Genomic DNA, 24,046 nt, shown 5'->3' on the forward strand with positions numbered 1-24,046 from the left:
GGGCGGGCACCTGCCCGGCGCCGGCCGCACGGCTCAGCCCGTCGGCCGCACGGCCCTGCCCGCCGGCCGGTGGTCCGTCCGCGCCGGCCCGCGGCGGACGCCGCGCCGGACGCGCCGGCACTCCGCGGCCCGCGGCCGGCGTGGCACCCCGGCGTCGGCCGCCGCTCCCCGCCGGCTCCGGCAGGGCCGCACCGTGCCGGCCAGACCGAATGTCACCCATATGCGGACATTACGCCCTGCCTGCGGCCCCGGCATCCGGTCGCCCCGAAGGCCCCGCCCGGCGCCCGCGGTGCCGCCGCGCCCCCGTGCCCACCGCTCCCGCGTCTCGATCCGGTGTTCGGCCCCGGTGGCGGGGGACGACCGGGGATACTGCTCGGGCACACCGACCAGGCGGTGCCGGCGGAGACCATGTCCGCGGTCCCGCCCGAGAGATGGAGACACCATGAGCAAGGCCGCGCGGAACGACTCTCGCCCGCCTGCGCCGCACGTCGCCGACCGGCACGACATGATCCGCGTGCACGGCGCCCGGGAGAACAACCTCAAGGACGTCGGCATCGAGATCCCCAAGCGCCGCCTGACGGTGTTCACCGGGGTCTCCGGATCGGGCAAGAGCTCACTGGTGTTCGACACGATCGCCGCGGAGTCGCAGCGGCTGATCAACGAGACCTACAGCGCCTTCGTGCAGGGCTTCATGCCGGCCCTGGCGCGGCCCGACGTCGACGTCCTGGACGGCCTGACGACCGTGATCAGCGTCGACCAGCGGCGGATGGGCGGGGACCCCCGCTCCACGGTCGGCACCGCCACCGACGCCAACGCGATGCTGCGCATCCTGTTCAGCCGGCTCGGCGACCCCCACATCGGCCCGCCCAGCGCGTACTCCTTCAACACCGCCTCGGTCCGCGCGAGCGGCGCGATCACCGTCGAGCGCGGCGCCAAGAAGGCCGTACGGGCCACCTACGAGCGCACCGGCGGCATGTGCACCCACTGCGAGGGCCGGGGCACCGTCTCCGACATCGACCTCACCGAGCTGTACGACGACTCCAGGTCGCTGAGCGAGGGCGCCTTCACCATCCCCGGCTGGAAGTCCGACAGCCAGTGGACCGTGCAGGTCTACGCCCAGTCCGGCTTCGTCGACCCGGACAAGCCGATCCGCGACTACACCGAGAAGGAACTGCGGGACTTCCTGTACGGCGACCCCGTCAAGGTCAAGGTCAACGGCGTCAACCTCACCTACGAGGGCCTGATCCCCAAGATACGCAAGACGTTCCTGGCCAAGGACAAGGAGGCGCTCCAGCCGCACGTCCGGGCCTTCGTGGAGCGCGCGGTCACCTTCACCACGTGCCCCGAGTGCGACGGCACCCGGCTCAGCGAGGGCGCCCGGTCGTCGCGGATCGGCAAGGTCTCCATCGCCGACGCCTGCGCAATGGAGATCCGGGACCTGGCCGAGTGGGTCCGCGGTCTCGACGAGCCGTCGGTGGCGCCCCTGCTCACCGCGCTGCGGGGCACGCTGGACTCGTTCGTGGAGATCGGACTGGGCTACCTCTCCCTCGACCGGCCCGCGGGCACCCTGTCGGGCGGCGAGGCGCAGCGCGTCAGGATGATCCGCCACCTCGGCTCCTCGCTCACGGACGTCACCTACGTCTTCGACGAGCCCACGGCCGGGCTGCACCCGCACGACATCCAGCGGATGAACGAGCTGCTGCTGCGGCTGCGGGACAAGGGCAACACGGTGCTCGTCGTGGAGCACAAACCGGAGGTCATCGCCATCGCCGACCACGTCGTCGACCTCGGCCCCGGCGCCGGCACGGCGGGCGGCACCGTCTGCTTCGAGGGCACCGTGGAGGGGCTGCGGGCCGGCGGCACCGTCACCGGCCGCCACCTCGACGACCGGGCCCGCATCAAGGAGAGCGTGCGCGAGCCGTCCGGCACGCTCGGGATCCGCGGCGCGACCACACACAACCTGCAGGGCGTCGACGTCGACATCCCGCTCGGGGTGCTCTGCGTGGTCACCGGCGTGGCGGGCTCCGGCAAGAGCTCGCTGATCCACGGCTCGCTCCCCGCCGGGGCGGACGTCGTCACGGTCGACCAGAGCCCCATCAAGGGCTCACGGCGCAGCAACCCGGCGACCTACACCGGCCTGCTCGACCCGGTCCGCAAGGCCTTCGCCAAGGCCAACGGCGTCAAGCCCGCCCTGTTCAGCGCCAACTCCGAGGGCGCCTGCCCCGCCTGCAACGGCGCCGGCGTCGTCTACACCGACCTGGCGATGATGGCCGGCGTGGCCACCACCTGCGAGGACTGCGAGGGCAAGCGGTTCCAGGCGTCCGTGCTGGAGTACCGGCTCGGCGGCCGCGACATCAGCGAGGTGCTCGCCATGCCGGTGACCGAGGCCGCGGAGTTCTTCGGCGCCGGTGAGGCGCGCACGCCCGCCGCGCACCGGATCCTCGGCCGGCTCGCCGACGTCGGTCTCGGCTACCTCACCCTCGGCCAGCCCCTGACCACCCTGTCCGGCGGCGAGCGGCAGCGGCTCAAGCTGGCCACCCACATGGCCGACGAGGGCGGCGTCTACGTGCTCGACGAGCCGACCACCGGCCTCCACCTCGCCGACGTGGAGCAGCTGCTCGGCCTGCTGGACCGGCTCGTCGACTCCGGGAAGTCCGTCATCGTCGTCGAACACCACCAGGCGGTCATGGCCCACGCCGACTGGATCATCGACCTCGGCCCGGGCGCCGGTCACGACGGCGGACGGATCGTCTTCGAGGGCACCCCCGCCGACCTCGTCGCCGCCCGCTCCACCCTCACCGGCGAACACCTCGCGGCGTACGTCGGCGCCTGACCGGGGGCGTGCCGGCCGTCCTCCCGCCTCCGGGGACTCCGCTCCCTCCGGGGCGGCCGGCGCGCGCACGAGCGGGGGCCCGACGAGGAGGGGCAGGCGGCCGCCGGCTCCGCCGTCCGGCCGACGGACAGGGGGACCGCCGGTATCAAGAGCGGGGGACCGCCGGTATCGAGGGACGGGGCGCGGGCACCAGTCGGTGTGCCGGCACGGCACGGAGGCGAACACGACCCGGTCGCCGGGACCGTTCACGAGCGAGCGGCTCCGCCGGCGCCCCGCACCACGGAAGACCTGGAGACCCCGGCCCGATGCCCCCTTCCTCACGAGCCCGGTGGCTCGTCCCCGTCGTCCTGCTCCTGGTCTGGCTCGGCATCGGCGGGACGCTCGGCCCGTACGCCGGGAAACTGGGCGAGATCGCCACCAACGACCAGGCCGCCTTCCTGCCCCGCAGCGCCGAGTCCACCCGGGTCATCGACGCGCGGAAGGCGTTCCAGCGGTACGAGACCCTGCCTGTGATCGTCGTGTGGACCGCAGAGGGCGGGACAGACGTCACCGCCCACCGGGCGGAGGCCACCCGTGCGGTCGCTGCCCTCAAGGGCGGACCCGGCGTCGTCGGCCCCCCGACGCCCGCCTCCGCCTCCGGCGACGGCAAGGCCCTGCAGGCCGTCGTACAGGTCGAACCCGGGCTCGGGGACCGCCTGCCCGGCGTCCTGGACGGCATCCGCGTCGCCGCGGAGCGGGTCCCGGGCACCAGGGCGCAGCTGGCCGGCCCGGCGGCCTCCCAGGCCGACCTCTCCGACGCCTTCTCCGGCATCGACGGGCTGCTGCTCGGTGTCGCCCTGGTCACGGTGCTGGTGATCCTGCTGCTCGTCTACCGCAGCGTCCTGCTGCCTCTGGTCATCATCCTCGGCGCCGTCTTCGCGCTGAGCCTGGCCTGCGCGGTCGTCTACGCCCTCGCCGACCACGGCGTCGTGCGCGTCGACGGGCAGGTCCAGGGCATCCTCTCCATCCTCGTCATCGGCGCCGCCACCGACTACGCGCTGCTGCTCACCGCCCGTTTCCGCGAGGAACTGGCCCGCCACCCGGACCGCCTCGGCGCCGTGCGCGCCGCGCTGCGCGCCTCGTGGGCGACCGTCGTCGCGAGCGCGGCGACCGTCGCCCTCGGCCTGCTGGCCCTGCTGCTCAGCGACCTGACCAACAACCGCGCCCTCGGCCCCGTCGGCGCCATCGGCATCGTCTGCGCCGTCCTGAGCACGCTCACCTTCCTGCCCGCCGTACTGGCCCTGCTCGGCCGGGCCGCCTACTGGCCGGCCAGGCCGGTGCGGGCCGACGACCCGCAGGCCGGCCACCGCCTGTGGCACCGCGTCGCCGCAATGGTGGACCGGGCACCGCGCCGCATCTGGGCGATCTGCCTCGCCGCGCTCCTCGCCTGCGCCGCCTTCGCCCCGGCCCTGGACTCCAAGGGCGTCCCGCTGGACGAGATCTTCGTCGACGACGCCCCCTCGGTCGCCGCGCAGCAGACCCTCGCCGCGCACTTCCCCGGCGGCTCCGGCAACCCGGCCGTGATCATCGCGGACGCGGACCGGCTCGGCCCCGTCCTCACGGCGGCCCGTGACACGCGCGGCGTCGCCTCCGCCGCCGCGGCCACCGCGTCGGGCCGGCCCGGCGACGGCGCCCCGAAGACGGTCGGCGGGCGCGTCCGGATCGACGCCACCCTGCGTGCCCCGGCGGACAGCGACGCGGCCAAGGAGACGGTGGCCCGCCTGCGGAGCGCGGTGCACGCCGTGCCGGGCGCGGACGCCCTCGTCGGCGGCTACACCGCCCAGCAGTACGACACCCAGCGCACCGCCGAGCACGACCGCACGCTCATCGTCCCCGTGGTGCTCGCGATCATCCTGGTCGTCCTGACCGTCCTGCTGCGCTCGCTGCTGATGCCCGTGTTGCTCGTGGTGACGGTGGCGCTGAACTTCCTGGCGACCCTGGGCGTCTCCGCCCTGGTCTTCCGCCACGTGTTCGGCTTCAGCGGCACGGACGCCTCCGTCCCGCTGTACGGGTTCGTGTTCCTGGTCGCCCTCGGCGTGGACTACAACATCTTCCTCATGTCCCGGGTCCGGCAGGAGTCCCTGCACCACGGGGTCCGGCAGGGCATCCTGCGCGGGCTGACCGCCACGGGCGGTGTGATCACCTCGGCCGGAGTCGTGCTCGCCGCCACCTTCGCCGCCCTCGGCGTGATCCCGCTGGCCTTCCTCGTGCAGATCGCCTTCATCGTCGCCTTCGGCGTGCTGCTGGACACGCTGGTGGTGCGCTCGCTGCTGGTCCCGGCCCTCGCCCGGGACATCGGCGACGTCGCGTGGTGGCCGGGCCGCCCCGGCCACCGGGCCGCCGGCGACACGGCGGGCGGGCGGCCCGCCGGGACGCGCCCCGCACCCTGACGCCGGGACACGGCGCCGCCAGGCCGGCGAGGTTCACCCGGCCGGGGCGCCGCCCGTCCCGGCGCCGTCCGCCGCGTCCCGGTGGGGACGCACCGTGCCGAGGAAGCGCCGTACGTCGATCTCGATGACGACCCGCGCCGGGTTCGCCCGGGGCTGCCGGTAGCGGGCCGCGTACCGGGCCTCCGCGTCCCGGACCGCGCCGGCGTCGTCCCGTACGGTCGCGACGCCCTCCAGCGTGGACCAGCGGCGGCCGTCCACCTGGCTCACGGCGACGCGGGCCCGGCCGGCCCGCTCGACGTTGCGCACCTTGGCGGTGCCGCGGCTCGTGATGACGCGTGCCGTGCGGGTGGCGTGGTCGTACGTCACACCGACCGGGACCAGGTGCGGACTGCCGTCGGCCCGCGGCGTCGACAGGAAGCACACCCGGCGCTCCTGCCAGAAGGCGGTGAACTCCGCGTCGGCGTCGTCGTGCTGCCCGGTCTCCATGGGTCTCCTCGGTGTCTGTCGCCCCGGCCGTCCCCGCACCGCCGCGGGCGGCCGGCCCGTCGGCCCCTCACCCTACGACGCGCGGCGCGCGGGGGCGCCGTCACCCGAGTGCCGCGCAACGGCGGCGGGATCCCGCCGGACGGGGAAACCGTGTCCGGGAGGTCCGCGCGCCCTCGCGGACGGGACGGAGGACGGACATGGCCACCACGACGGACGGGACCCGGACGGCCGGGACCGCGCCGGACGGCATCCGGCTGCCCGGCATCCTCCTCGGCGTCGGGCTCGGCGGCTTCGTCGACGGCATCCTGCTCCACCAGCTCCTGCGGTGGCACCACATGCTCACCGGCACCGACCACGACCGCATCGGCGTGAAGTACTACGACCCGGACACCGTCCCGGGCCTGGAGATGAACACCGTGTGGGACGGCGTCTTCCACACCGTGTGCTGGCTCTCCGTCCTGCTGGGCCTGGCCGTGCTGTACGCGCGGGTCACCCGCAACCGGCGCGCGGTGTGGGCCTCCAGGGTGCTGTGGGGCTGGATCCTGGCCGGCTGGGGCCTGTTCAACCTCGTCGAGGGCCTCCTGGACCACCAGATCCTCGGCATCCACCACGTCCGCGGCGGCCCGCACCAGGCCTGGTGGGACGCCGGGTTCCTCCTCCTCGGCGTGCTGTTCCTGGCCGGCGGCTTCCTGCTGCAGCGCAGAGGCCGCCGCGCCGGCCCCGGCACGCCGCGGGACACCGGCCGGGCCGAAGGCCGCGCCTGATGGGGCCGACGGACGGCGCGGACGGCGCGCACACCCCGCACCACCACGGACCGGCCGGTGACACCGTCCCCGGCGACGCGACGGGCCCGCTCGTCCTGCTGCTCGTCCTGGCGCTCCTGGCCGCGGCCGCGGGCTATCTGCTCGCCGTCCGCCGGGCCCGGCGCCGCAACCCCGCCCTCGGCGGGTACGGCCGGCGGTCGGCGTCGTTCCTCGGCGCGCTGGCGGTGCTCGCCGTCGCCGTGCTGCCGCCGCTCGGGCCGGCCGCGCACACCGACTTCCGGGGGCACATGGCCCAGCACATGCTCATCGGCATGTACGCGCCGCTGCTGCTGGTCCTCGCGGCACCGGTCACCCTGCTGCTGCGCGTCCTGCCGCCGGCGCGCGCCCGCCGGGTGACCCGGCTGCTGCACAGCCGTCCCGCACGCTTGCTCACCCACCCCGCCACGGCCCTCGCGCTGAGCACCGGCACCCTGATCCCGCTGTACGGCACGCCGCTCCACGCCACCGCCATGGCGCACCCCGCCGGACACTGGCTGATGAACGCCCATTTCCTGCTCTCCGGCTGCCTCTTCGCGTACGCCGTCGCCGGCCCCGACCCGGCGCCCGCGCGGCCCGGCGTACCGGCCCGGCTCGTGTACCTCGGCATCGCCGTCGCCGCCCACGCCCTGATCGCCCAGGCGATGTACGGCGGGTTCCTCCCCGGCGTCCACGCGCCCGCCGACCAGGTGCGGCAGGGCGCCGAGATCATGTACTACGGCGGTGACATCGCCGAACTGCTGCTCGCCGCGGCCCTGGTGACCACCTGGCGGCCCGAGCGGCGCACCGCCCGCCCGCGCGTCCTGCCGGCCGTTCCCGGGTCAGGCGGCGTGCCGGCCCGCTGAGGACGGGCGTCGCCCGGCCGGCGCGGGGGAACGGCCCGCGGACGGGTCCGAGGACCGCACCGCCGCCGGTGCCGGCCCCCGGCCCGTGCCGGCCCTGCCGCCGGGGATCAGCCGCAGATGGCGGCGCCGGGCGTGCCGGGCGGGTTCCGCCTCCCGGAAGAGCCGGTCCTCCAGCCACGTCATGGTGAAGAGCAGCAGCCCGAGTCCGGGCAGCAGCAGGACGGCGACGGCAACCACGGCACAGGCCTCCTCCGCTGGGACGACTTCCTCCCGGATGCCCCGGCCGGGACCGGTGATGGGCCCGCGCGTGTGAAGACGGGGCAACGGCCGGACACATGGCGTGAAAGGCAATTTTTCCGGCGAACGGGACGGGGCGTGCCTCCGGGTCCGGGTCGTGCAGCGCGTACCGGAACCGTCGGCCGGCGAGCCCGAGCGGGCCCGTTCCCGGCGGCCGGGCCGTGCCCCGCGGTACCGCACCGCGACCGGACCCGGGCGAGGCGGCGGCGCGAACAGCGGGCCCGCACCATCGGCTCGGTGCTCAGCAGCGCCGTGCTGGAGCCCGACGGGGTCGTGGTGCGCGTCGCGGCGAGGACCGCGCCGCTGCAGCAGTGGGCCGTCACCCGCGAACTGCGCCGCCGGGGCAAGGAAGCGCTGGACGAGGCGGGCACCGAGATCCCCTTCGCGCGCAACGTGTGGGTGCGCGGCGGTGATCCGTCCGAGTCCGGGGCCGCGCCCCTGCGCTGACGCCTGCGACCGGAGGGGGATGATCCGCTTGCCGTTCCGGCAAAGCCGTTCGCCGCCGGCGCCCGGACGGGGGCAGCCTGGCCCGGGACGGACCGCGCGCCTCGCGTGCCCGCCCCGAACCGACGACGCTGCCCGTTCCTCAGGAGGCACCCGTGACCGACACCCCCGCACCCGCCGATTTCTGGGAAGCCCGCTACCGCGACACCGCCCGCGTCTGGAGCGGCCGCCCCAACGACCTGCTCGTGCGCGAGACGGCCGGCCTCACCCCCGGGACCGCCCTGGACCTGGGCTGCGGCGAGGGAGCGGACGCCGTGTGGCTGGCCACGCGCGGCTGGCGGGTGACCGGCGTGGACATCTCCGCCACGGCCCTCGAACGCGCCGCCGCGCACGCCGCCGAGGCCGGGGTCGGCGACCGCGTCGCCTGGGAGCGCCACGAGCTGGGGCGCTCCTTCCCCGAGGGCACCTTCGACCTGGTGAGCGCCCACTACCTGCAGTCCCCGGTGCCCCTGGACCGGCAGACGGTCCTGCGCGCCGCCGCGCGTGCCGTCGCGGACGGCGGCACCCTGCTGGTCGTCCTGCACGCCGGCTGGCCCTCCTGGCAGACCGAGCCGCCCTTCGACGCCGACTTCCCCACCCTGGACGGAGTCCTCGGGGAACTCGCCCTGCCGGACGCCGGGTGGGCCGTCGGGACCAGGGAGACCGTACGCCGGCCGAGCACCTCGCCCGAGGGCACCGAGGGCTTCCGCGACGACCACGTGTGGCGGCTGCGGCGCGTGTGAGACGCGGACGCGGCCGGTGACCTGCCGCCGCCGCCCACCGCACGCTGTGTCACCGGTGGCCCCGGCCGGCCGCGACGGCCTGCCCGCCGTGCTCCCGCGGGAGGGCGGCGGGGCGTGAGCGCCTCCGCGTCCCTCGCCGCCGTTTCCCCCTCCGCCCCGGGGGAACCCGGCACCGTCAGCCGAACACCGACCGGAGGTGCGCAGATGACCGGCGACAAGAAGCGCGAGGACCGCCCGGACGACCGGTACGCGCGGGCACGCGGCGACGAACCGGGAGCCCACTCGGGTTCCGAGAGCCAGGCCCGCGAGCGCACGGTGCGGGGCACGGCGACCGCCGACGAGGGCTACCGGCCGAAGCGCGGCACGACCGCGGGCGAGCCGCTGAAGGGTGTCGGCACCCGGGACGCGGACCGGACGGACGACCCCCGCGACGAGGAGCCCGGGGCCTGAACGACGCGCCCGGCCCGGGCGACGGAACCGAGGCCGCACATCCCGGAAGGACGGAGCCGGGAAAGCGGGCCCGGGCGGCGGGGCGGACCGGACGGCGGGACGGAGGCGGCGGATCAGCCCTCCGCCGCCTCCGCCGCGCGGTGCCCGGCCCAGGCCTCCTCCCGCAGCTCCGGGCGCAGCAGCACGTCGGCTGCCGTACACGCCAGTGCCGCGGTCGCGGCGACCAGCACCCGGCGGGCCCGCTCCGAGACGCCGGCCGCGGCGAACTCGGGGGTGTGGTCGGAACCGTCCTCGCCCATGATCGCGACGAAGGGGTGGACGGCGGGCACGCGCGTGCTCACGTTGCCGATGTCCGACGAGCCCAGGTACACGCCCGGCACCGGCGGCGTCAGCTCGATCCCCGCCGCGGACAGGTGCGCGGCGAACCGGTCGGACAGCACCCCGCTGTCCCGGAAGTGGTCGTAGCGGACCGTGGCGCGCTCCACCTCGGCCCGGGTGCCGGTCGCCCGGGCTACGCCCTCCGCGCACGCGCGCAGCTGCCCGATCAGCTCGTCCAGCGCCCGTGAGGTGGCCGCGCGCAGCCCGAACCGCCCCTCGGCGAAGTCGGGGACGATGTTCGTGGCGGTGCCCCCGTGCGTCACGATGCCCTGCACGTGGGAGGCCTCCGGCAGCCGCCGGCCCACCACGGCCAGCACGTTGAACAGCTCCACGAGGGCCGCGAGCGCGTCGACGCCCTCGGTCGGGTTGCCCGTGGGGTGCGCCGCCCGCCCGTGGAAGGCCACCCGGTACTGCACCTGCGCGGTCAGCGGCGCCCGCCGCCAGTCGTACACCCCCGGGTGGAACATCAGCGCCGCGTCCACCCCGTCGAACACCCCGGCGTCCGCCTCGACGGCCTTCCCGCCCCCGCCCTCCTCGGCGGGCGTGCCCACCGCCGTCACGCAGCCCGCGGAGCCGCCCAGGACGGCGTGCAGCGCGAGCGCCGCGCCGAGGCCCGCCGCCGCGATGAGGTGGTGGCCGCAGGCGTGACCGAGGCCGGGCAGCGCGTCGTACTCCAGCAGCAGCGCCACGGCCGGGCGGCCCTCGCCCGAGTGGGCGGTGAACGCGGTCGGCATCCCCGCGGTACCGCGCTCGACCGTGAATCCGGCGTCCTCCAGTTCGCCCGTGAGCAGGGCGGCCGCCCGGTGCTCGGCGAACGCGTACTCGGGGTCGGCGTGCAGCCGCAGCGCGACGTCCCACAGCGCCGCGGCCCGGCCGGCCACCTCCCGGCGGATCTCCTCGTGGACGTCCTCGTGGACGTCCTCGGGCGTGCGGGCCACGCGGCCTCCTCGTGTCGCGTTCCTGACGGCCTGACGGCCTGACGGTCCGTACGGTGCGGGTGCCACCGTCCGGGTGCCGTGACACCCGCCGGGTTTCGCCGGCCGGGCGGGTGCAATACGTTCCATGCGCCGCGGAGCCGTGGATCACGGACGGGCGGCGCCCGAACCGACGCGGGAGGAACGATGGACCACTCACGGGTGCCCGTGCTGGAGGCGCTGCGGGACTTCCGGCGCCGGGGCGACATCGCCTACGGCCCGCCGGGACACAAGCAGGGGCGCGGGGTCGATCCGCGGGTCGCGGAGATCCTCGGGATGGACGTGTTCCGTTCGGACGTCCTGTCCCTCAACGGACTCGACGACCGCCGCCAGTCCCAGGGGGTGATCGGCCAGGCCCAGGAGCTGATGGCGGACGCCGTCGGCGCCGACCGGGCCTTCTTCTCCACCTGCGGCAGCTCCCTGTCGGTCAAGACCGCCATGCTGGCCGTGGCCGGCCCCGGCGAGAAGCTGCTGCTGTCGCGCAACGCGCACAAGGCGGTGGTCGCGGCGGTCGTCGTCAACGGCGTCGAACCGGTCTGGGTGCACCCGAAGTTCGACACCGAGCGGCACCTCGCCCACCCGCCCGAGCCGGACGACGTACGCCGCAGGCTGGAGGAACACCCGGACGCCAAGGGCATGTTGCTGATCACGCCCACCGACTGGGGCACCTGCGCGGACATCGCCGGTGTGGCCCGGGTGTGCCACGAGTACGACGTCCCCCTCATCGTGGACGAGGCATGGGGCGCCCATCTGCCCTTCCATCCCGCCCTGCCCGCCTGGGGGATGGACGCCGAGGCCGACCTGGTGGTGACCAGCGTCCACAAGATGGGCGGCGCCATCGAGCAGAGCTCCGTCTTCCACCTCCAGTACGACCGGGTATCTCCCGAGGTGCTGGCGCAGCGCGAGGACCTGCTGGGCACGACGAGCGCCTCGACACTGGTGTACGCCGCGCTCGACGGCTGGCGCCGGCAGATGGTCGAACAGGGCCACGGCCTGCTGGACACCGCCCTCGGCCGCGCGGAGCGGATCCGGGCGGCGGCCGCGGACCTGCCCGGTCTGCGGCCCATGGGGCAGGAGGTGGTCGACGCGGGACTCGCCGCCGCCTACGACCCCCTCAAGATCGTGATCGACGTGCGGGAACTGGGCATCAGCGGCATGCAGGCGACCGAATGGCTGCGGGACCACCACCACGTGGACCTCGGCGGCTCCGACACCTGCCGGATCAGCGCCTCGATCACCCACGCCGACGACGACCACACCGAGGAGGTCCTGACCGGCGCCCTGCGCGCGCTCGCCGAAGGGGCCGGCTCCATCGGACGCCGCCCGCCCGTCCACCTGCCCGAGCCCTCGGTGCTGGAGCTGGAACAGGCCATGCCGCCGCGTACCGCGTTCTTCGCCGAGACGGAGCACGTGCCGGCCGAACGGGCCGCCGGACGTGTCTGCGCGGAGACGGTCAGCCCGTATCCGCCGGGCGTGCCCGTGATCGCCCCCGGCGAGGTCGTCACCGACGAGGTCCTCGACTACCTGCGCAGCGGCGTCGAGCACGGCGTTCTGATCCCGGACGCCGCCGACCCCTCGCTCCGGACGCTGCGCGTGGTCCGCAAAGCACTCTGACTGCCCGTTTTGTCAAAAAACTGCCTTCGGGGATTTTTGAGAAGAGAGGCATGTTTTGTGACTTACCGGACACCTGTGGTGTGAAGGCCTTTGGCTACCAGAGGGAGATGGTGAAATGCCTTCCAACGACAAGGTGCTCGAGGAAGTCATCGAGAACGTCGACATCGAAGCGGTGCTCGACCCCGCCGAGCCGGACGGAGTCTTCCGCGACAGCCGCGAGTGCGCAGCGCTCGCCCTGCAGTCCGGAGGCACCCACCTGCTGCTCTCCCCGCCGACCCCGCGCCCGAAGAAGGGCTGACGGACCGACGGGAGCAGTGAGATGGAGCAGTCGAGCACGTCGTCCCTTCTTCAGGGAACGGTGCTGGACCTCGCTTCCGACGTGGTCTCCGCCCTTCGGGGCGGAGACCACGTGCGAGCGAGCGGCACCCCGGCGGGAAGCGGTGCGGGCGGGAGCGTCGCACGTGCGGCGGTCCGCGTACTGGGCGCCGACACGCTGTTGCCCGCCGTCCTCCTGGGCGTTCCGGCCGACCCGGGGCGACTCGCCGTGTTCAAGGACGCGGTGGCGGCCCATCCGCCGCGCGCCGACGCGGCCCCCGCCGTCGTATGGAGTCACTGGGCCATGGCCCGGACCCTGCGGCGCCTCGGAGAACCCCTGCCCGCGCCGCTCGCCGGTGACGGGGCGGCGGAACCCGACGCCGGCTGGCTCGACGACGCCGGCTGGCAGTACCTGACCCACCAGCTCGCCGTGCTCGCCCCCTTGGCGCTGCCCGGCGAGGAGTGCGCGGTGACCCGGGCGGCCCGGCGCCGCCCGGTGGACGTCGCCCGCGGCTTCGTGCGGGCGGTACGCCGCCGTGACTGGCAGCAGGCGGCCGGTGCCGGACGCTGGCTCACCCTCCTGGACGGCGTACCGGACACCCTCGGCCTGGAGGCCGGCCTGGACTTCGTACGGCTCATGGGCGGCGGCGACCCGCGAGTGGCCCTGCAGCTGGAGGCGGCGCGGCTGATGCCCGCCGCGGTCCTGCTGTGAGCACCGTGGACGCCGTCGGCACGGCCGGGGCGGCGCGGGACGGCGGGTGGGACGAGGAGGACGCCCGGCGGGTGCGGCGGATCGAGGAGGCCGCGCTGGACTGGGTGTGGGAGCACCGCGAGGGTTTCGCGCTCGGCGAGGACGCGCTGGCGGCCGACGGCCAGGTGAACCGCACCTGGAAACCCCTGGGCGAACTGGCCCGCGTCTGCGCGTCGGTCGCCCTGTGCACCCCGTCGGCGGACCCGCTGCACGCCCGCGTGCGCGCCCTGCTGGACTTCGCCTGGCAGCAGACCGGCGAAGGCGAGATGTTCCGGCTGATGCAGTCGCTGGAACCCTTCGCCACCTACCCCCTCGAGGTGTACGCCGCCTTCGCCTCGGCCGGCCACCGCCACCCCGGCTACGAGGCGTCCGCCGCCCTCATCGCCCGCACCCGCGGCTGGCGGCTGACCGAGCAGTACCCCACCCGGCGCCTCGGCGTCCTCGAGGCCGAACGGCACAGCGGCATCCCCCCGCACGCCCCGCCGGGGCAGGCGCTCGACCGCACCTGGCTCGGCGGCCTGCCCGAACCCTGGACCTTCGAGCGTGCCGCCGGCTACGCGCTCACCCACGTCGTCTTCCACCTCACCGACTGGGGACGCACCGCCCGGGGCGTGCCCCCGCACCTGGCGACGTACCTGCGGCACTGGCTGCCGCCCTGGCTGGACACCTGCCTGGAGGCCAGGATGTGGGACCTGAGCTGCGAACTGCTGGCGGTCGCGGCGAGCGTCCCCCAGCCGCCCCCGCCGGCCGTCCTGCGCGACGCCTGGCAGCGCCTCGCGGCGGCACAGCACCCCTCGGGCACGGTCCCCGAGGAGGGCGCCGTGCAGGACGCCGCCGCGCCCGCCCCCGCGAAGGACCCCTACGACTTCACCGACTGCTACCACTCCACCCTCATGGCGGCGTTCGCGGCGGCCCTGACGGCGGCACGGTCCCGGAACGCGGAGCCCCGGCCCGTCGGACAAGGAGCGCTGCGATGACGGACACCCGGCTGATCCACCACGTCGGCGTCGGCGCCCTGGAGTGGCTGTGGGCCCACCGCGACGGATTCCGGCTGGAGCCGGACGTCGACCCCGAGGTGGGATTCCTGGAACGCTTCAAGCCGATCGGCGAACTCGCCCTCGTCTGCACGGTGCTGTTCCGCGAGGGCGTGGCCGGCTCCCGCCAGGCGGAACTGGCCCGCCGGCTCCTCGACCACACCTGGCGGGAGACCCTGGACGGCGGCCGCATGCTGGTGCGCGGCCAGCGCGTCGAGCCGTTCTCACCCGTCCCCTTCGAGGTGTACGTCCCGTTCAAGGAACTGGGCTACAGCCAGCCCGAGATCGAGCGCGCCACCGTACTGAACCACCGCCTCGACAGCTGGGTGCGGTTCCCGGTGACGCCCACCCGCCGGCTGGGCCTGTCCGCCTTCCAGCGCCGCTTCGGCCTGCCGGCCCGGCCGCCCGAGGCCGACCTCGTCGCCGGCACCTGGCTCGCCGCCACCCCCGAACCGTGGACGGTCGAGGGCCACACGGCCTACGACATCACGCACACCGTCTTCCACCTCACCGACTGGGGCGAGAACCCGGGCGGCCTGCCGCCCGGCATCGCCGACTACCTCGCCACCTGGCTGCCGGTCTGGCTCGACGACTGGCTGGACCTGCAGCGCTGGGACCTCCTCGGCGAACTCCTCGTCGTCGACGCCTGCCTGCCCCGCCCGACCCTCGACCGGGCGGCCTGGGAGGGCTTCGCCGCAGCTCAGCAGCCCGACGGCGCCATGCCCGCGATCCGCACCATGCCCGAGGGCGACCCCGACACGGTGTTCGACATCGTCTATCATCCGACGCTCGTCGCCGCCTTCGCCTCCCTGCTGGCCACCTCACGCGCCCTCACCGAGCTGGCGCACGCGGCCTCATGACGGCCCCCCACCGTCCCTGGCCGGGCCTCCCCGCCGACGACGAGACCGTCCCGCAGGCCGCCCCCGCCCCCGCTCCCGCCGACGGCGGCCTGCGCGAGCGGCTGGCCGCCGCCGTCGACGCCGCCGACGCGCCCGACGCCGTCTTCGCCGTGTCCCGCCACGGCCGCCGCACCCTCCACAGCGGCGGCACGGGCCCGCCCCCCGCCACCCCCCGCGAGGACCTGCGCTACGAGACCGGGTCGGCCTCCAAGACCTTCGCCGGCCTGCTGCTGGCCCGGCTGATCCGAGGCGGCGTGCTGACCGGGGGCGAACCGGCCGCCGCCTGCCTGGACCCCGGCCGGTCCGCCGGCCCCCACCCCGTGACCCTCGCCCACCTCGTCACCCACACCGCGGGACTGCCCGCGCTGCCCCGGGACTTCCTCCCGCGCGCCCTGCCCGCCTGGCGCACCAACCCCTACGCCCGCTACCCGGCCGCCCGCGTGATCGACGCCTTCCTCGGCCACCGCCCCCGGCACCGGCCCGGCACCCGCTGGCACTACTCCAACTTCGGCGTCTCCGTCCTCGGCCACGCCGTCGCCGCCGTCACCGGCACGGCGTGGGAGGACCTGCTCACCGAGCAGGTCCTGCGCCCCCTCGGGCTGAGCGGCACGGCCCTGAGGGCCGAGGACCCGAAGACCGACGCCGTCGGGCACGGCAAGGACGGGCGCACCCCCGTCCCGCCCTTCGACGCGGGAGGCTTCCAGGCGGCCGGGGCCGTCCGCGCCACCCCGCACGACCTGCTCGCCTTCCTCGAGGCCCACCTCGCCCCGGACGGCTCGCCCCTGGCCGGCGCCCTGCGCGCGGTACGGGTACCGGTGCTGCGGCGCGGCCTGGGCCACCGGCACGTGCACACGACGGCCTGGTTCCGGCACCCCACCGACGGCGGGCCGATGTACTTCCACAGCGGGGCCACCCTCGGCCAGCAGGCCTTCCTCGGCTTCCGGCCCGACACCGGCACCGCCCTGGCGGCGGTGTGCACCCGTCGCTTCCGCGCCCGCGACCCGTTCATCGCCACCGCCTACGCGCTCCTCGCCGGGGGATAGCGGGACAGCGGCACAGCGGACGCGGACACGCCGGTGGCGCGGGGCCGTTCCCCGCGCCACCGGCGTGTCCGTCAGGCGTCCCGCGCTCCCGTCACACGCGCTGCCACAGGGCCGGCGTGCTCCCCGGTGCCCAGACGCCCTGCGCCTGGTGGTTCTGCAGGCAGCGGTAGCGCCGGCCCTCGTAGGAGACCGTGACGCCGGTCTCGTAGACCCGGCCCGCGGCCCAGGCGTCCGCCGCCGCGTTGTCCTGCGGCGAGGGTGTGGCGGACTGGGCTGAGGTGGTCCTCAGGGTGAGGCCGAAGGCGCCGAGCAGCGGGTTGACCGGCTGGTAGAAGGTGGTGCCCCCGCCGGTGCAGTCACCGGAGCCGCCCGATGTGGTGCCCTGGGCCTGGACGCCCGCGACGAAGGGGCCGCCGGAGTCGCCGGGTTCGGCGCACACCGTGGTCTCGGTCAGCCCGTCGACGGTGCCCTCGGCGTAGCTGACGCTGGTGTCGTGCTGCCGGACCGTGCCGCAGTGCCAGCCGGTGGTCGAGCCCGAGCGGCACACCGATGCCCCGACCAGCACCTCCACCGAGCCGGCGACCTGCACCTTCTGCCCGTCCTGCGCCTTGACGTCGGGCGTGGCGGTCCAGTCGGCGTTGACACCCACCCAGGCCATGTCCTTGCCGGGGAAGACGGAGCCCTGGAAGGTGCCCTGCTCGCTCTCGTCGGAGCCGGTGGTCCTCGCGCCCGGCCCGCCGCAGTGACCGGCCGTGGCGAAGCCCTGCTGCTGCTCCTTGACGACGGAGAAGCCGATGGAGCAGCGGGCCCGCCCGTCGATGTAGTAGGCGTCGCCGCCGACGAGGTCCTTCAGCAGCCGGGGCCGGTGCGCGGACACCCGGACGCCCACGTCCCCGGCCGGGACCCCGGCGGCCTCGGCGAAGGCCGCCGCGGCCGGCTCGCCGGTGGCCTGCACCACGACCCGGTTGGCCCGCACGTCGACGTACCAGACCGGTGTCTCGTCGGTCCGGGTGCGGGCGGCCGCCGCGTCCAGCTTCTCCTTGACCGCCACGAGCTCCGCCAGTGACTTCCCGACGACGGCCGCCCTCGCGCCCTGCGCCTCGATCGCGGCCGTGTCCGCGGCGTCGGTGGTGGCGACGGTCAGCTGCGCGGAGGTCGTGCCGCTGACCCAGGCCCCGGCGAAACGGTCGCCCAGGGCGTTGCGCAGCAGACCCGCGCGGGTGCCGGCCTCCGCCTCGTTGACCAGCCGGACCGACGCCTGGCCCGCCGTCAGGCCGAGGTCGCGCTCCATGGCGCGCAGCAGCCGCGGCGGCGCCCCGCCCGCGGCCGGCGTCCGCGCGGCGGGCTGTGCACCCGGCGTGGGCGCCGTCGCCGCGGCCGCCGGGAGTGTGGTCAGGACGAGGGCGCCGAGCGCGGTCAGGGCGGCGCGGCGGCTGCGCGCGGCATGTCTGCCGACCATGCGATGTGCCTCCTTCGAGGGCTGTGCGAGAAGCGGGACGTCGGCCCACCGTGGGCACGGTGCGTCCGCGGGGAAGCCACAGGCCTTGCCGCGGGGTTTTGCGGCGATGCGGAACGGGGGTGTCTTTCGCGCGATGGGGGACGCGGCGGGCGGCAAGTGCAGTACGCGCCCGTACGGCGGCGCCCGGATCAGGCGGGCTTCAGCCCGGGGGCGCCCGCCTCGGTGACGAACGAGGCGGCCGTGGTGACGGAGGCGCCGGGCGTGGTGACGGCGGAGACCGTCCGGAAGTCCACGCGGGCCGCCTGGCGGCCGAGTTCGACCCGGGCGTAGCCGCGCTTGCCGTTGTAGAACCTCAGGTGCGGATTGGCCCGCATGTACGTGTCCCAGTTGGCGGGCTTCTCCACGCCGTCCCGGCCGCTGGCCACCGAGGAGCAGGTCAGTTCCGTGCCGAGGGTCCTGGACTCCGGGTCGTCGAAGTCGTCCTTGATGTCGAAGGCGTACGCCACGTGGACGTCGCCGGTGAGGACCAGCCAGTTGTCCACCCCGGCCGACTTGGCGCCGGCGACGACCCGGTCACGGGAGGCGCGGTAGCCGTCCCAGGCGTCCATGGACAGCGCGGCGTCGGCCGTCGCGTCCAGCTTGCGCTGGGAGAAGCAGACCTGTTGCGGCATGACGTTCCACAGCGCGGCCGAGTCCCGCCAGCCGTCGATCAGCCACTTCTCCTGCGCGGCCCCGGTGATGGTGCGCGCCGGGTCGTCGGACTCGGGCCCGGGGGCGTGCGGACGGTCGTCGTAGGCCTGGTCGGAGCGGTACTGGCGGGTGTCCAGGATGTCGAACTGGGCGAGCGTGCCCCAGTGCAGCCGGCGGTACAGCTGCGCGTCGGGGCCCTGGGGGAGCTGGGCGGCGCGCAGCGGCTGGTTCTCCCAGTAGGCGCGGAAGGCGGCGGCGCGGCGCAGCAGGAACTCGGCCGGCGGCACGTCGTTCTCCGGGACGCTGCCGGCGTAGTTGTTCTCCGTCTCGTGGTCGTCCCAGGTGACGACGAACGGATGCGCGGCGTGCGCGGCCCGCAGGTCCTCGTCGCTCTTGTAGAGCGAGTAGCGCAGCCGGTAGTCGGCGAGGGTCACGGTCTCGCGGTTGAACACGTCGGGCAGCGTGACGCCGGTGTAACGGCGTTCCCCGCCCGCCGGGTTCACCGCGTACTCGTACAGGTAGTCGCCCAGGTGGAAGACCACGTCGACGTCGTCCTCGGCGACGTGCCGGAGCACGGTGTAGTAGCCGTCCTGGTACGCCTGGCAGGCGACGGCGGCCAGGCGCAGCGCGGAGACGTCACCGGTGGCCGGGGGCGCGGTACGGGTGCGGCCCGTCGGGCTGATCCACGTCCCGGCCCGGAAGCGGTAGTAGTACACGGTGCCCGGCGTCAGCCCCTTCACGTCGACGTGCACGCTGTGGGAGTACTCGGCGTGGGCGTCGGCGGTGCCCCGGAACAGGACGGCCGCGAAGCGCTCGTCGACGGCCATCTCCCACTCGACCGTGACCCGCTCCGTGCCCATCCCGCCGTCCTCCAGGAACGGCTCGGGCGCCAGCCGGGTCCACAGCAGCACCGAGTCCGGCAGGGGGTCCCCGGAGGCGACCCCGAGGGTGAAGGGGTCCTTGCCGATCCGGGCACCGCCCCGTTCGGGCGCGGCGACCGCGCCGCGGGCGGGCAGGTTGGTGGAGAAGGCGAGGGCGGCGGCCGCCGCGGTGACCGTGAGGAAGCGCCGGCGGCCCAGGTGCCGGACGGCGGCGCCCATCACGGCGTCGTGCGGGGAGAAGGCGTGCTCGGCCAGTGCGCGGTGACGGCCCGTGGGCGCCATCTGGTGTCCTCTCGTACGGGGGCGGGGGTCCGGGGGCGAACGGCACGGGGCGAGGCGGGGTGGGGTCCCGGGCGGTCGCCGCGCGCACACCGGCCCCGGGATGCCGGCGTCGGGACGGACCGGTGTGCGCGGTCCACGCCCGGGGCCCCGGCGTGCGACGACGCCGGCCCGTGAGACGCGGACCCCGCATGCTAGGCAGACGAAGCGCGCAAAACGGGCAGGGCGTGCGGGGTGATCACACAGGAGGCGGTACGCGCGTGTGGCCGTCCGGCGCCCGGGGAACCCGGGGCGGGCGCGAAGGCGTACACGACGAGGGAAGGCGGCGGGCGGAGCCGATGGCCAGGAGACGGCGCTACGAGGTGGCGGCCTCCGGGAGCTGGTGGGACGAGGACGACAACCGCCGGCTGCCGGCCGGCGAGGTGCACGCGTGGGAGCAGGGCACGAACCAGACGGTGTGCGGACTGTCCCTGCACCGCTCGCGGCTCACCCGCTTCGCGGGCGTCGCCTGGAGCGACGTACTGCCCGAGTCCGGCGGCGCGGCCGACGCCGTGCGCCGGGTCTGCCCCCGCTGCGCCGCGGTCGCAGGCCGGCACGGCGCGGACGCCCGCCCCGCGTGGCGGCGCGTGAATCCGCGGCCGTAGGACGCCGGGGGCGTCTGCCCCCGGAAGCCGTGGGCCCGGGGTGACGGGACGCGGCCGTGGTGCCGGACGACTCGTCCCGCACCACGGCCGCGGGGCGGAGCGGAGGCGGGCGGTTACGCCGGCAGGGGCGAGCGGCTGACGCGGATCTTGGACTGGCCGTGCGGCCGCGTCTCCCAGTCCTCCGTGAACCGCGCGTGCAGACCGTGCCTGCGGGCCAGGGCGAGCAGGGCGATGTCGAGCGCCCCGAGGAGCCTGAGCGGCTCCACGTCCAGGAACCGGGGCACTCCGTCGTCCGGGCCGCTGCAGTACAGCGGCCCGGGACCGCAGTGGTCGAACAGCCCGCTGCGCAGATCGTCGAGCATGTCCGAGCGGAAGTACGCGGCGAGCGCGGCGACGGCCAGCAGGACGGCGGCGCCGCAGGCGGCCGGGTTCCGCTGCTGACGCCAGGCCGGCCACAACGAGCCTTTCACGCCGCCTCCTTCGTCTCGCCGGCCGGACCGCTTCCGGCCGGACCCCTGCCGGCCGGACCGTCACCGGCAGGGCGGTGGCCGGCCGGGCCGTCGGTGCCCGAGCGGAGGGGGCCGAGCAGGATCTCCTCCAGGCTCGGCCGCTCCACGTGCCAGTCGCCGCCGAGCCGCCCCCGAGGCCGGACGAGAGCGGTCAGCCGCCGTCCGTGCGCCCGGCGGTGCACCACCGTGCGGCCGTCCGGCGCGGGCTCCTCGCCGACGTGCGCGGTGGCCAGGGCGCGGCCCTCGCGGAGCGCGTCGGCGTCCTCGCCCAGCTCGCCCCGTCCGTCCCGCAGCAGCACCACCCGGCCGCAGGTCTGTTCCAGTTCGGGCAGGACGTGCGAGGACAGCACGATGCTCACCTCGCGCTCGGCCGCCTCGGCCATGAGCGTCGCCATGATCTCGCCGCGCACCACCGGGTCGAGGCCGGCGAGCGGCTCGTCCAGCAGCAGACCGGGCCGCTTGCCGAGGGCCAGGGCGAGCGCCACACGGGTGAGCCGGCCCGGCGACAGCTCGCCCACGCGCGCCGTCCGGGCGATGCCGCCCTCGCGGACGACCCGTTCGGCGACCGCGGCGTCCCACACGGAGTTCAGCCTGCCGCCCATGCGCAGCGTGTCGGCCACGGTGAAGCGGGGGCAGAGCGGCTTGTCCTGGGTGACCAGGGCGACCCGGTGCGGCGCGGGTAATCTGAAGGTCCTCCCGCCGCCCCTCCCAGACCGACCCTGGAGGTCCCTGCCCGATGGCCCCTTCGGTGGGTATCAAGGACGTCGCCCGCGCCGCCGGAGTATCCGTGGGCACGGTCTCCAACGTCATCAACCGTCCGGCCAGCGTCGCGGCCGATACCCGCGCACGGGTGCTGGCCGCGATCGACCGGCTCGGTTACGTCCGCAGCGAGTCCGCGCGCCAGCTGCGCGCCGGCCGCAGCCGGATCATGGGACTGCTCGTCCTCGACATGGGCAACCCCTTCTTCGTGGACGTCGCGCGCGGTGCCGAGCGGGCCGCGCGCGAGGCGGGGCTCGGTGTGATGGTCTGCAACAGCGCCCAGAGTCCGGGCGAGGAGGCAGAGTACCTCTCGCTCTTCGCCGAACAGCGGGTGCGGGGCGTGCTGCTGACCCCGGCCGACGCCACCGGCCGCAACATCGAGGGCTTCCGGCGCCACAACATCCCCTTCGTGCTGGTCGACCGGGTCGCCGAGGGCACCACCGAGTGCTCGGTCTCCGTCGACGACGTCGCGGGAGGCGCGCTGGCGGTGCGCCACCTCGTCGACGCCGGACACCGCTCCCTCGCCTACGTCAGCGGCCCGCCCGGCCTCCACCAGGTCCGCGACCGCCGCACCGGCGCCCTGAACGCGCTCGCCGAGGCAGGACTCCCTTCCGACGCCCTGCGCGAACTGCCCACCGAACGCCTCGACGTGGCCGCGGGCCGCGACGCCGGCGCCCGCCTGCTCGGCCTCGCCGACCGGCCCACCGCCGTCTTCTGCGCCAACGACCTGCTGGCGCTGGGGCTGCTGCAGGCCATGTACGCGGCGGGTGTCCGGGTGCCGGAGGATCTGGCCATCGTGGGGTACGACGACATCGAGTTCGCCGCCGCGGCGGCCGTCCCGCTCACCTCGGTGCGCCAGCCCGCCGTCACCATGGGCGCACTCGCCGCCGAACTCCTGCTGGAGGAGACGGAGTCGCGCGGCGCGGGCGGCGCCCACACCCACCGGAGGGTCGTCCTCCAGCCCGAACTGGTGGTGCGCCGCTCCAGCCTCGTCGTCCGCTGACCGGCCGTCGGGCGCGGTTTCCCGGTCCCGGGGGACGGAGGCCGCAGGACCGTGTGCTGAACTGGGACACGGCCGGAAGACCCGGCCGCCGTGATCCGTCCGTCCCGGGAGCCTGCGTTGAGCGCCAGTTACCGCCAGCCCGGCGTCGTCCTCACCGACCGCCGCTTCACCGTGCCCCTCGACCACGCCGACCCCGCCGGGGAGACGATCGAGCTGTACGCCCGCGAGGTCGTCGCGAGCGACAAGGCGCACCGGGACGACCTGCCGTGGCTGGTGTACCTCCAGGGCGGCCCCGGTTTCGGAGCGAACCGTTTCATCGGCCGTCCCGCCTGGCTCGGCCGGGCGCTGGAGGAGTTCCGCGTCCTGCTCCTGGACCAGCGCGGCACCGGCGCGTCCACGCCCGCCAACCGGCAGACGCTCCCGCTGCGCGGCGGCCCCGCCGAGCAGGCCGACTACCTCACCCGCTTCCGCGCCGACTCGATCGTCCGCGACTGCGAGGCCGTCCGCCCCCAGGTCACCGGCGGCGCCCCCTGGACCGTCCTCGGGCAGAGCTTCGGCGGCTTCTGCACCGTCGCCTACCTCTCCCTGGCCCCCGAGGGCCTGCGCACCGCGCTGATCACCGGCGGCCTGCCCTCCCTGGACGCCCACGCCGACGACGTCTACCGCGCGGCCTACCCCCGTATCGAGCGCAAGGTCGCCGCGCACTACGCCCGCTACCCGCAGGACGTCGAGCGCGCCCGCCGCATCGCCGACCACCTGCTCACCCACGACGTGGTCCTGCCGAACGGCTACCGGCTCACCGTCGAGGCCTTCCAGTCCCTCGGCATCCTCCTCGGCGGCGGCGAGGGCAGCCACCGCCTGCACTTCCTGCTGGAGGACGCCTTCGTGCCCACCCCGCACGGCACGGAACTGTCCGACGCCTTCCAGGAAGAGGTCCAGGGTCTGCTGTCGTACGCCGGCCACCCCCTGTACGCCCTCGTCCACGAGGCGATCTACGCCCAGGACGCGCGTCCCACGAACTGGTCGGCCGAGCGGGTCCGCGCCGAGTTCCCGCGGTTCGACGCCGCCAGGGCCCTCGCGGGCGACGAACCGCTGCTGTTCACCGGCGAGACGGTCCACCCCTGGATGTTCGACTGCGACCCGGCCCTGCGCCCGCTGCGCGAGACCGCCGAACTGCTCGCCGCCCGCACCGACTGGACGCCCCTGTACGACCCCGCGCGTCTCGCCGCCAACGAGGTGCCGGTCGCCGCGGCCGTCTACCACGACGACATGTACGTCGACACCGGCCACTCGCTGGCCACGGCCCGCGCGATCCGCGGACTGCGCACCTGGGTCACCGACGAGTTCGAGCACGACGGTGTGCGGGCCGGCGGCCCCCGCGTCCTGGACCGGCTGCTGGCGCTGGCCCGCGACGAGGCCTGAGCGACGAGGCCTGGGCGACGGGAGCC

At 75.3% G+C, this 24,046-nt stretch carries 21 protein-coding genes and 2 pseudogenes; 16 read left to right on the forward strand and 7 right to left on the reverse strand.

Annotated features, from left to right (window positions below; genetic code table 11):
• Nucleotides 1-442: 442 nt before the first annotated feature.
• Nucleotides 443-2,833, forward strand: a complete 2,391-nt coding sequence (locus ACFYOJ_RS15885; protein WP_356556795.1) for an excinuclease ABC subunit UvrA — start codon at nt 443-445, stop codon at nt 2,831-2,833.
• 305 nt (nt 2,834-3,138) lie between these two features.
• Entirely contained in the window at nt 3,139-5,262 is a 2,124-nt protein-coding gene (locus ACFYOJ_RS15890; protein ID WP_356556796.1) for an MMPL family transporter, read from the forward strand.
• Between the two features lie 33 nt (nt 5,263-5,295).
• Here the strand turns inward: ACFYOJ_RS15890 and ACFYOJ_RS15895 are convergent, their stop codons facing one another.
• Nucleotides 5,296-5,748 (reverse strand): PPOX class F420-dependent oxidoreductase, encoded by a 453-nt coding sequence (locus ACFYOJ_RS15895; protein ID WP_356556797.1) that lies wholly within the window; start codon nt 5,746-5,748, stop codon nt 5,296-5,298.
• A 197-nt stretch (nt 5,749-5,945) separates the two neighbouring features.
• Between ACFYOJ_RS15895 and ACFYOJ_RS15900 the strand changes: the two genes are divergently transcribed.
• Nucleotides 5,946-6,512 carry a DUF2243 domain-containing protein gene (locus tag ACFYOJ_RS15900; protein ID WP_356556798.1) on the forward strand — a complete coding sequence of 189 codons (567 nt, stop codon included), beginning with the start codon at nt 5,946-5,948 and terminating at the stop codon, nt 6,510-6,512.
• A complete protein-coding gene (locus tag ACFYOJ_RS15905) occupies nt 6,512-7,393 on the forward strand; it encodes a cytochrome c oxidase assembly protein (RefSeq protein ID WP_356556799.1) in 882 nt (293 codons plus the stop codon). The genes ACFYOJ_RS15900 and ACFYOJ_RS15905 overlap by 1 nt, the downstream gene beginning before the upstream one ends.
• Here ACFYOJ_RS15905 and ACFYOJ_RS15910 read toward each other — a convergent pair.
• A complete protein-coding gene (locus tag ACFYOJ_RS15910; RefSeq protein WP_356556800.1) occupies nt 7,370-7,630 on the reverse strand; it encodes a hypothetical protein in 261 nt (86 codons plus the stop codon). The two genes, ACFYOJ_RS15905 and ACFYOJ_RS15910, sit on opposite strands and share 24 nt — an antisense overlap.
• 297 nt (nt 7,631-7,927) lie before the next feature.
• On the opposite strand from ACFYOJ_RS15910, the gene ACFYOJ_RS15915 reads away from it, so the two are divergent.
• The 3 genes from ACFYOJ_RS15915 (at nt 7,928) to ACFYOJ_RS15925 (ending at nt 9,366) form a co-directional block, all read left to right on the forward strand.
• Nucleotides 7,928-8,137 carry a hypothetical protein gene (locus ACFYOJ_RS15915; protein ID WP_356556801.1) on the forward strand — a complete coding sequence of 70 codons (210 nt, stop codon included), beginning with the start codon at nt 7,928-7,930 and terminating at the stop codon, nt 8,135-8,137.
• 152 nt (nt 8,138-8,289) lie between these two features.
• Nucleotides 8,290-8,916, forward strand: coding sequence for a class I SAM-dependent methyltransferase (locus ACFYOJ_RS15920; RefSeq protein WP_356556802.1), 627 nt, complete (start codon nt 8,290-8,292; stop codon nt 8,914-8,916).
• A 204-nt stretch (nt 8,917-9,120) separates the two neighbouring features.
• A complete protein-coding gene (locus ACFYOJ_RS15925) occupies nt 9,121-9,366 on the forward strand; it encodes a hypothetical protein (protein ID WP_356556803.1) in 246 nt (81 codons plus the stop codon).
• Between the two features lie 113 nt (nt 9,367-9,479).
• Here ACFYOJ_RS15925 and ACFYOJ_RS15930 read toward each other — a convergent pair whose 3' ends face one another.
• On the reverse strand, nt 9,480-10,682 hold the full coding sequence (locus ACFYOJ_RS15930; RefSeq protein ID WP_356556804.1) for an amidohydrolase: 1,203 nt from the start codon (nt 10,680-10,682) through the stop codon (nt 9,480-9,482).
• 183 nt (nt 10,683-10,865) lie between these two features.
• Here ACFYOJ_RS15930 and ACFYOJ_RS15935 point away from each other — a divergent pair, with 183 nt between their 5' ends.
• The 6 genes from ACFYOJ_RS15935 to ACFYOJ_RS15960 all read left to right on the forward strand — a co-directional run bounded on the left by ACFYOJ_RS15935 (nt 10,866) and on the right by ACFYOJ_RS15960 (nt 16,374).
• The gene (locus ACFYOJ_RS15935) at nt 10,866-12,332 is read left to right on the forward strand and encodes an ornithine decarboxylase (protein WP_356556805.1); all 1,467 of its coding nucleotides are present in this window, start codon (nt 10,866-10,868) and stop codon (nt 12,330-12,332) included.
• A gap of 115 nt (nt 12,333-12,447) precedes the next feature.
• On the forward strand, nt 12,448-12,630 hold the full coding sequence (locus ACFYOJ_RS15940) for a hypothetical protein (RefSeq protein ID WP_356556806.1): 183 nt from the start codon (nt 12,448-12,450) through the stop codon (nt 12,628-12,630).
• A 21-nt stretch (nt 12,631-12,651) separates the two neighbouring features.
• Entirely contained in the window at nt 12,652-13,359 is a 708-nt protein-coding gene (locus ACFYOJ_RS15945) for a hypothetical protein (protein ID WP_356556807.1), read from the forward strand.
• Between the two features lie 71 nt (nt 13,360-13,430).
• A complete protein-coding gene (locus ACFYOJ_RS15950) occupies nt 13,431-14,375 on the forward strand; it encodes a DUF6895 family protein (protein WP_356556826.1) in 945 nt (314 codons plus the stop codon).
• Nucleotides 14,372-15,292, forward strand: coding sequence for a DUF6895 family protein (locus ACFYOJ_RS15955; protein ID WP_356556808.1), 921 nt, complete (start codon nt 14,372-14,374; stop codon nt 15,290-15,292). The genes ACFYOJ_RS15950 and ACFYOJ_RS15955 overlap by 4 nt, the downstream gene beginning before the upstream one ends.
• Nucleotides 15,289-16,374 (forward strand): serine hydrolase domain-containing protein, encoded by a 1,086-nt coding sequence (locus tag ACFYOJ_RS15960; protein WP_356556809.1) that lies wholly within the window; start codon nt 15,289-15,291, stop codon nt 16,372-16,374. Before ACFYOJ_RS15955 ends, ACFYOJ_RS15960 begins: the two co-directional genes overlap by 4 nt.
• Before the next feature lie 91 nt (nt 16,375-16,465).
• Here the strand turns inward: ACFYOJ_RS15960 and ACFYOJ_RS15965 are convergent, their stop codons facing one another.
• Nucleotides 16,466-17,833: an alpha-lytic protease prodomain-containing protein gene (locus ACFYOJ_RS15965; protein ID WP_356556810.1), complete on the reverse strand. Its 1,368-nt coding sequence runs from the start codon at nt 17,831-17,833 to the stop codon at nt 16,466-16,468.
• Nucleotides 17,834-18,021: 188 nt separating this feature from the next.
• Nucleotides 18,022-19,686: an alkaline phosphatase D family protein gene (locus ACFYOJ_RS15970; RefSeq protein WP_356556811.1), complete on the reverse strand. Its 1,665-nt coding sequence runs from the start codon at nt 19,684-19,686 to the stop codon at nt 18,022-18,024.
• Nucleotides 19,687-20,021: 335 nt separating this feature from the next.
• On the opposite strand from ACFYOJ_RS15970, the gene ACFYOJ_RS15975 reads away from it, so the two are divergent.
• Nucleotides 20,022-20,327, forward strand: a complete 306-nt coding sequence (locus ACFYOJ_RS15975) for a hypothetical protein (protein ID WP_356556812.1) — start codon at nt 20,022-20,024, stop codon at nt 20,325-20,327.
• Between the two features lie 113 nt (nt 20,328-20,440).
• On the opposite strand, the pseudogene ACFYOJ_RS15980 reads toward ACFYOJ_RS15975, so the two are convergent.
• Nucleotides 20,441-20,554: pseudogene (locus ACFYOJ_RS15980) on the reverse strand (methyltransferase); the annotation flags it as partial.
• A 239-nt stretch (nt 20,555-20,793) separates the two neighbouring features.
• A pseudogene (locus ACFYOJ_RS15985) lies at nt 20,794-21,498 on the reverse strand (ABC transporter ATP-binding protein); the annotation flags it as partial.
• Nucleotides 21,499-21,572: 74 nt separating this feature from the next.
• Between ACFYOJ_RS15985 and ACFYOJ_RS15990 the strand changes: the two are divergent.
• A complete protein-coding gene (locus tag ACFYOJ_RS15990) occupies nt 21,573-22,598 on the forward strand; it encodes a LacI family DNA-binding transcriptional regulator (RefSeq protein WP_356556813.1) in 1,026 nt (341 codons plus the stop codon).
• Between the two features lie 117 nt (nt 22,599-22,715).
• Entirely contained in the window at nt 22,716-24,020 is a 1,305-nt protein-coding gene (locus tag ACFYOJ_RS15995) for an alpha/beta fold hydrolase (protein WP_356556814.1), read from the forward strand.
• The last annotated feature ends 26 nt before the right edge of the window (nt 24,021-24,046 follow it).

This window comes from Streptomyces sp. NPDC006384 (assembly GCF_042870695.1).
Lineage (GTDB): Bacteria > Actinomycetota > Actinomycetes > Streptomycetales > Streptomycetaceae > Streptomyces.

Coding starts and splice junctions, on each gene's coding strand:
- ACFYOJ_RS15940 (WP_356556806.1), top strand. CDS start 12,448: ATGCCTTCCAACGACAAGGTGCTCGAGGAAGTCATCGAGAACGTCGAC.
- ACFYOJ_RS15970 (WP_356556811.1), bottom strand. CDS start 19,686: ATGGCGCCCACGGGCCGTCACCGCGCACTGGCCGAGCACGCCTTCTCC.
- ACFYOJ_RS15945 (WP_356556807.1), top strand. CDS start 12,652: ATGGAGCAGTCGAGCACGTCGTCCCTTCTTCAGGGAACGGTGCTGGAC.
- ACFYOJ_RS15900 (WP_356556798.1), top strand. CDS start 5,946: ATGGCCACCACGACGGACGGGACCCGGACGGCCGGGACCGCGCCGGAC.
- ACFYOJ_RS15925 (WP_356556803.1), top strand. CDS start 9,121: ATGACCGGCGACAAGAAGCGCGAGGACCGCCCGGACGACCGGTACGCG.
- ACFYOJ_RS15965 (WP_356556810.1), bottom strand. CDS start 17,833: ATGGTCGGCAGACATGCCGCGCGCAGCCGCCGCGCCGCCCTGACCGCG.
- ACFYOJ_RS15975 (WP_356556812.1), top strand. CDS start 20,022: ATGGCCAGGAGACGGCGCTACGAGGTGGCGGCCTCCGGGAGCTGGTGG.
- ACFYOJ_RS15960 (WP_356556809.1), top strand. CDS start 15,289: ATGACGGCCCCCCACCGTCCCTGGCCGGGCCTCCCCGCCGACGACGAG.
- ACFYOJ_RS15905 (WP_356556799.1), top strand. CDS start 6,512: ATGGGGCCGACGGACGGCGCGGACGGCGCGCACACCCCGCACCACCAC.
- ACFYOJ_RS15895 (WP_356556797.1), bottom strand. CDS start 5,748: ATGGAGACCGGGCAGCACGACGACGCCGACGCGGAGTTCACCGCCTTC.
- ACFYOJ_RS15955 (WP_356556808.1), top strand. CDS start 14,372: ATGACGGACACCCGGCTGATCCACCACGTCGGCGTCGGCGCCCTGGAG.
- ACFYOJ_RS15885 (WP_356556795.1), top strand. CDS start 443: ATGAGCAAGGCCGCGCGGAACGACTCTCGCCCGCCTGCGCCGCACGTC.
- ACFYOJ_RS15990 (WP_356556813.1), top strand. CDS start 21,573: ATGGCCCCTTCGGTGGGTATCAAGGACGTCGCCCGCGCCGCCGGAGTA.
- ACFYOJ_RS15935 (WP_356556805.1), top strand. CDS start 10,866: ATGGACCACTCACGGGTGCCCGTGCTGGAGGCGCTGCGGGACTTCCGG.
- ACFYOJ_RS15890 (WP_356556796.1), top strand. CDS start 3,139: ATGCCCCCTTCCTCACGAGCCCGGTGGCTCGTCCCCGTCGTCCTGCTC.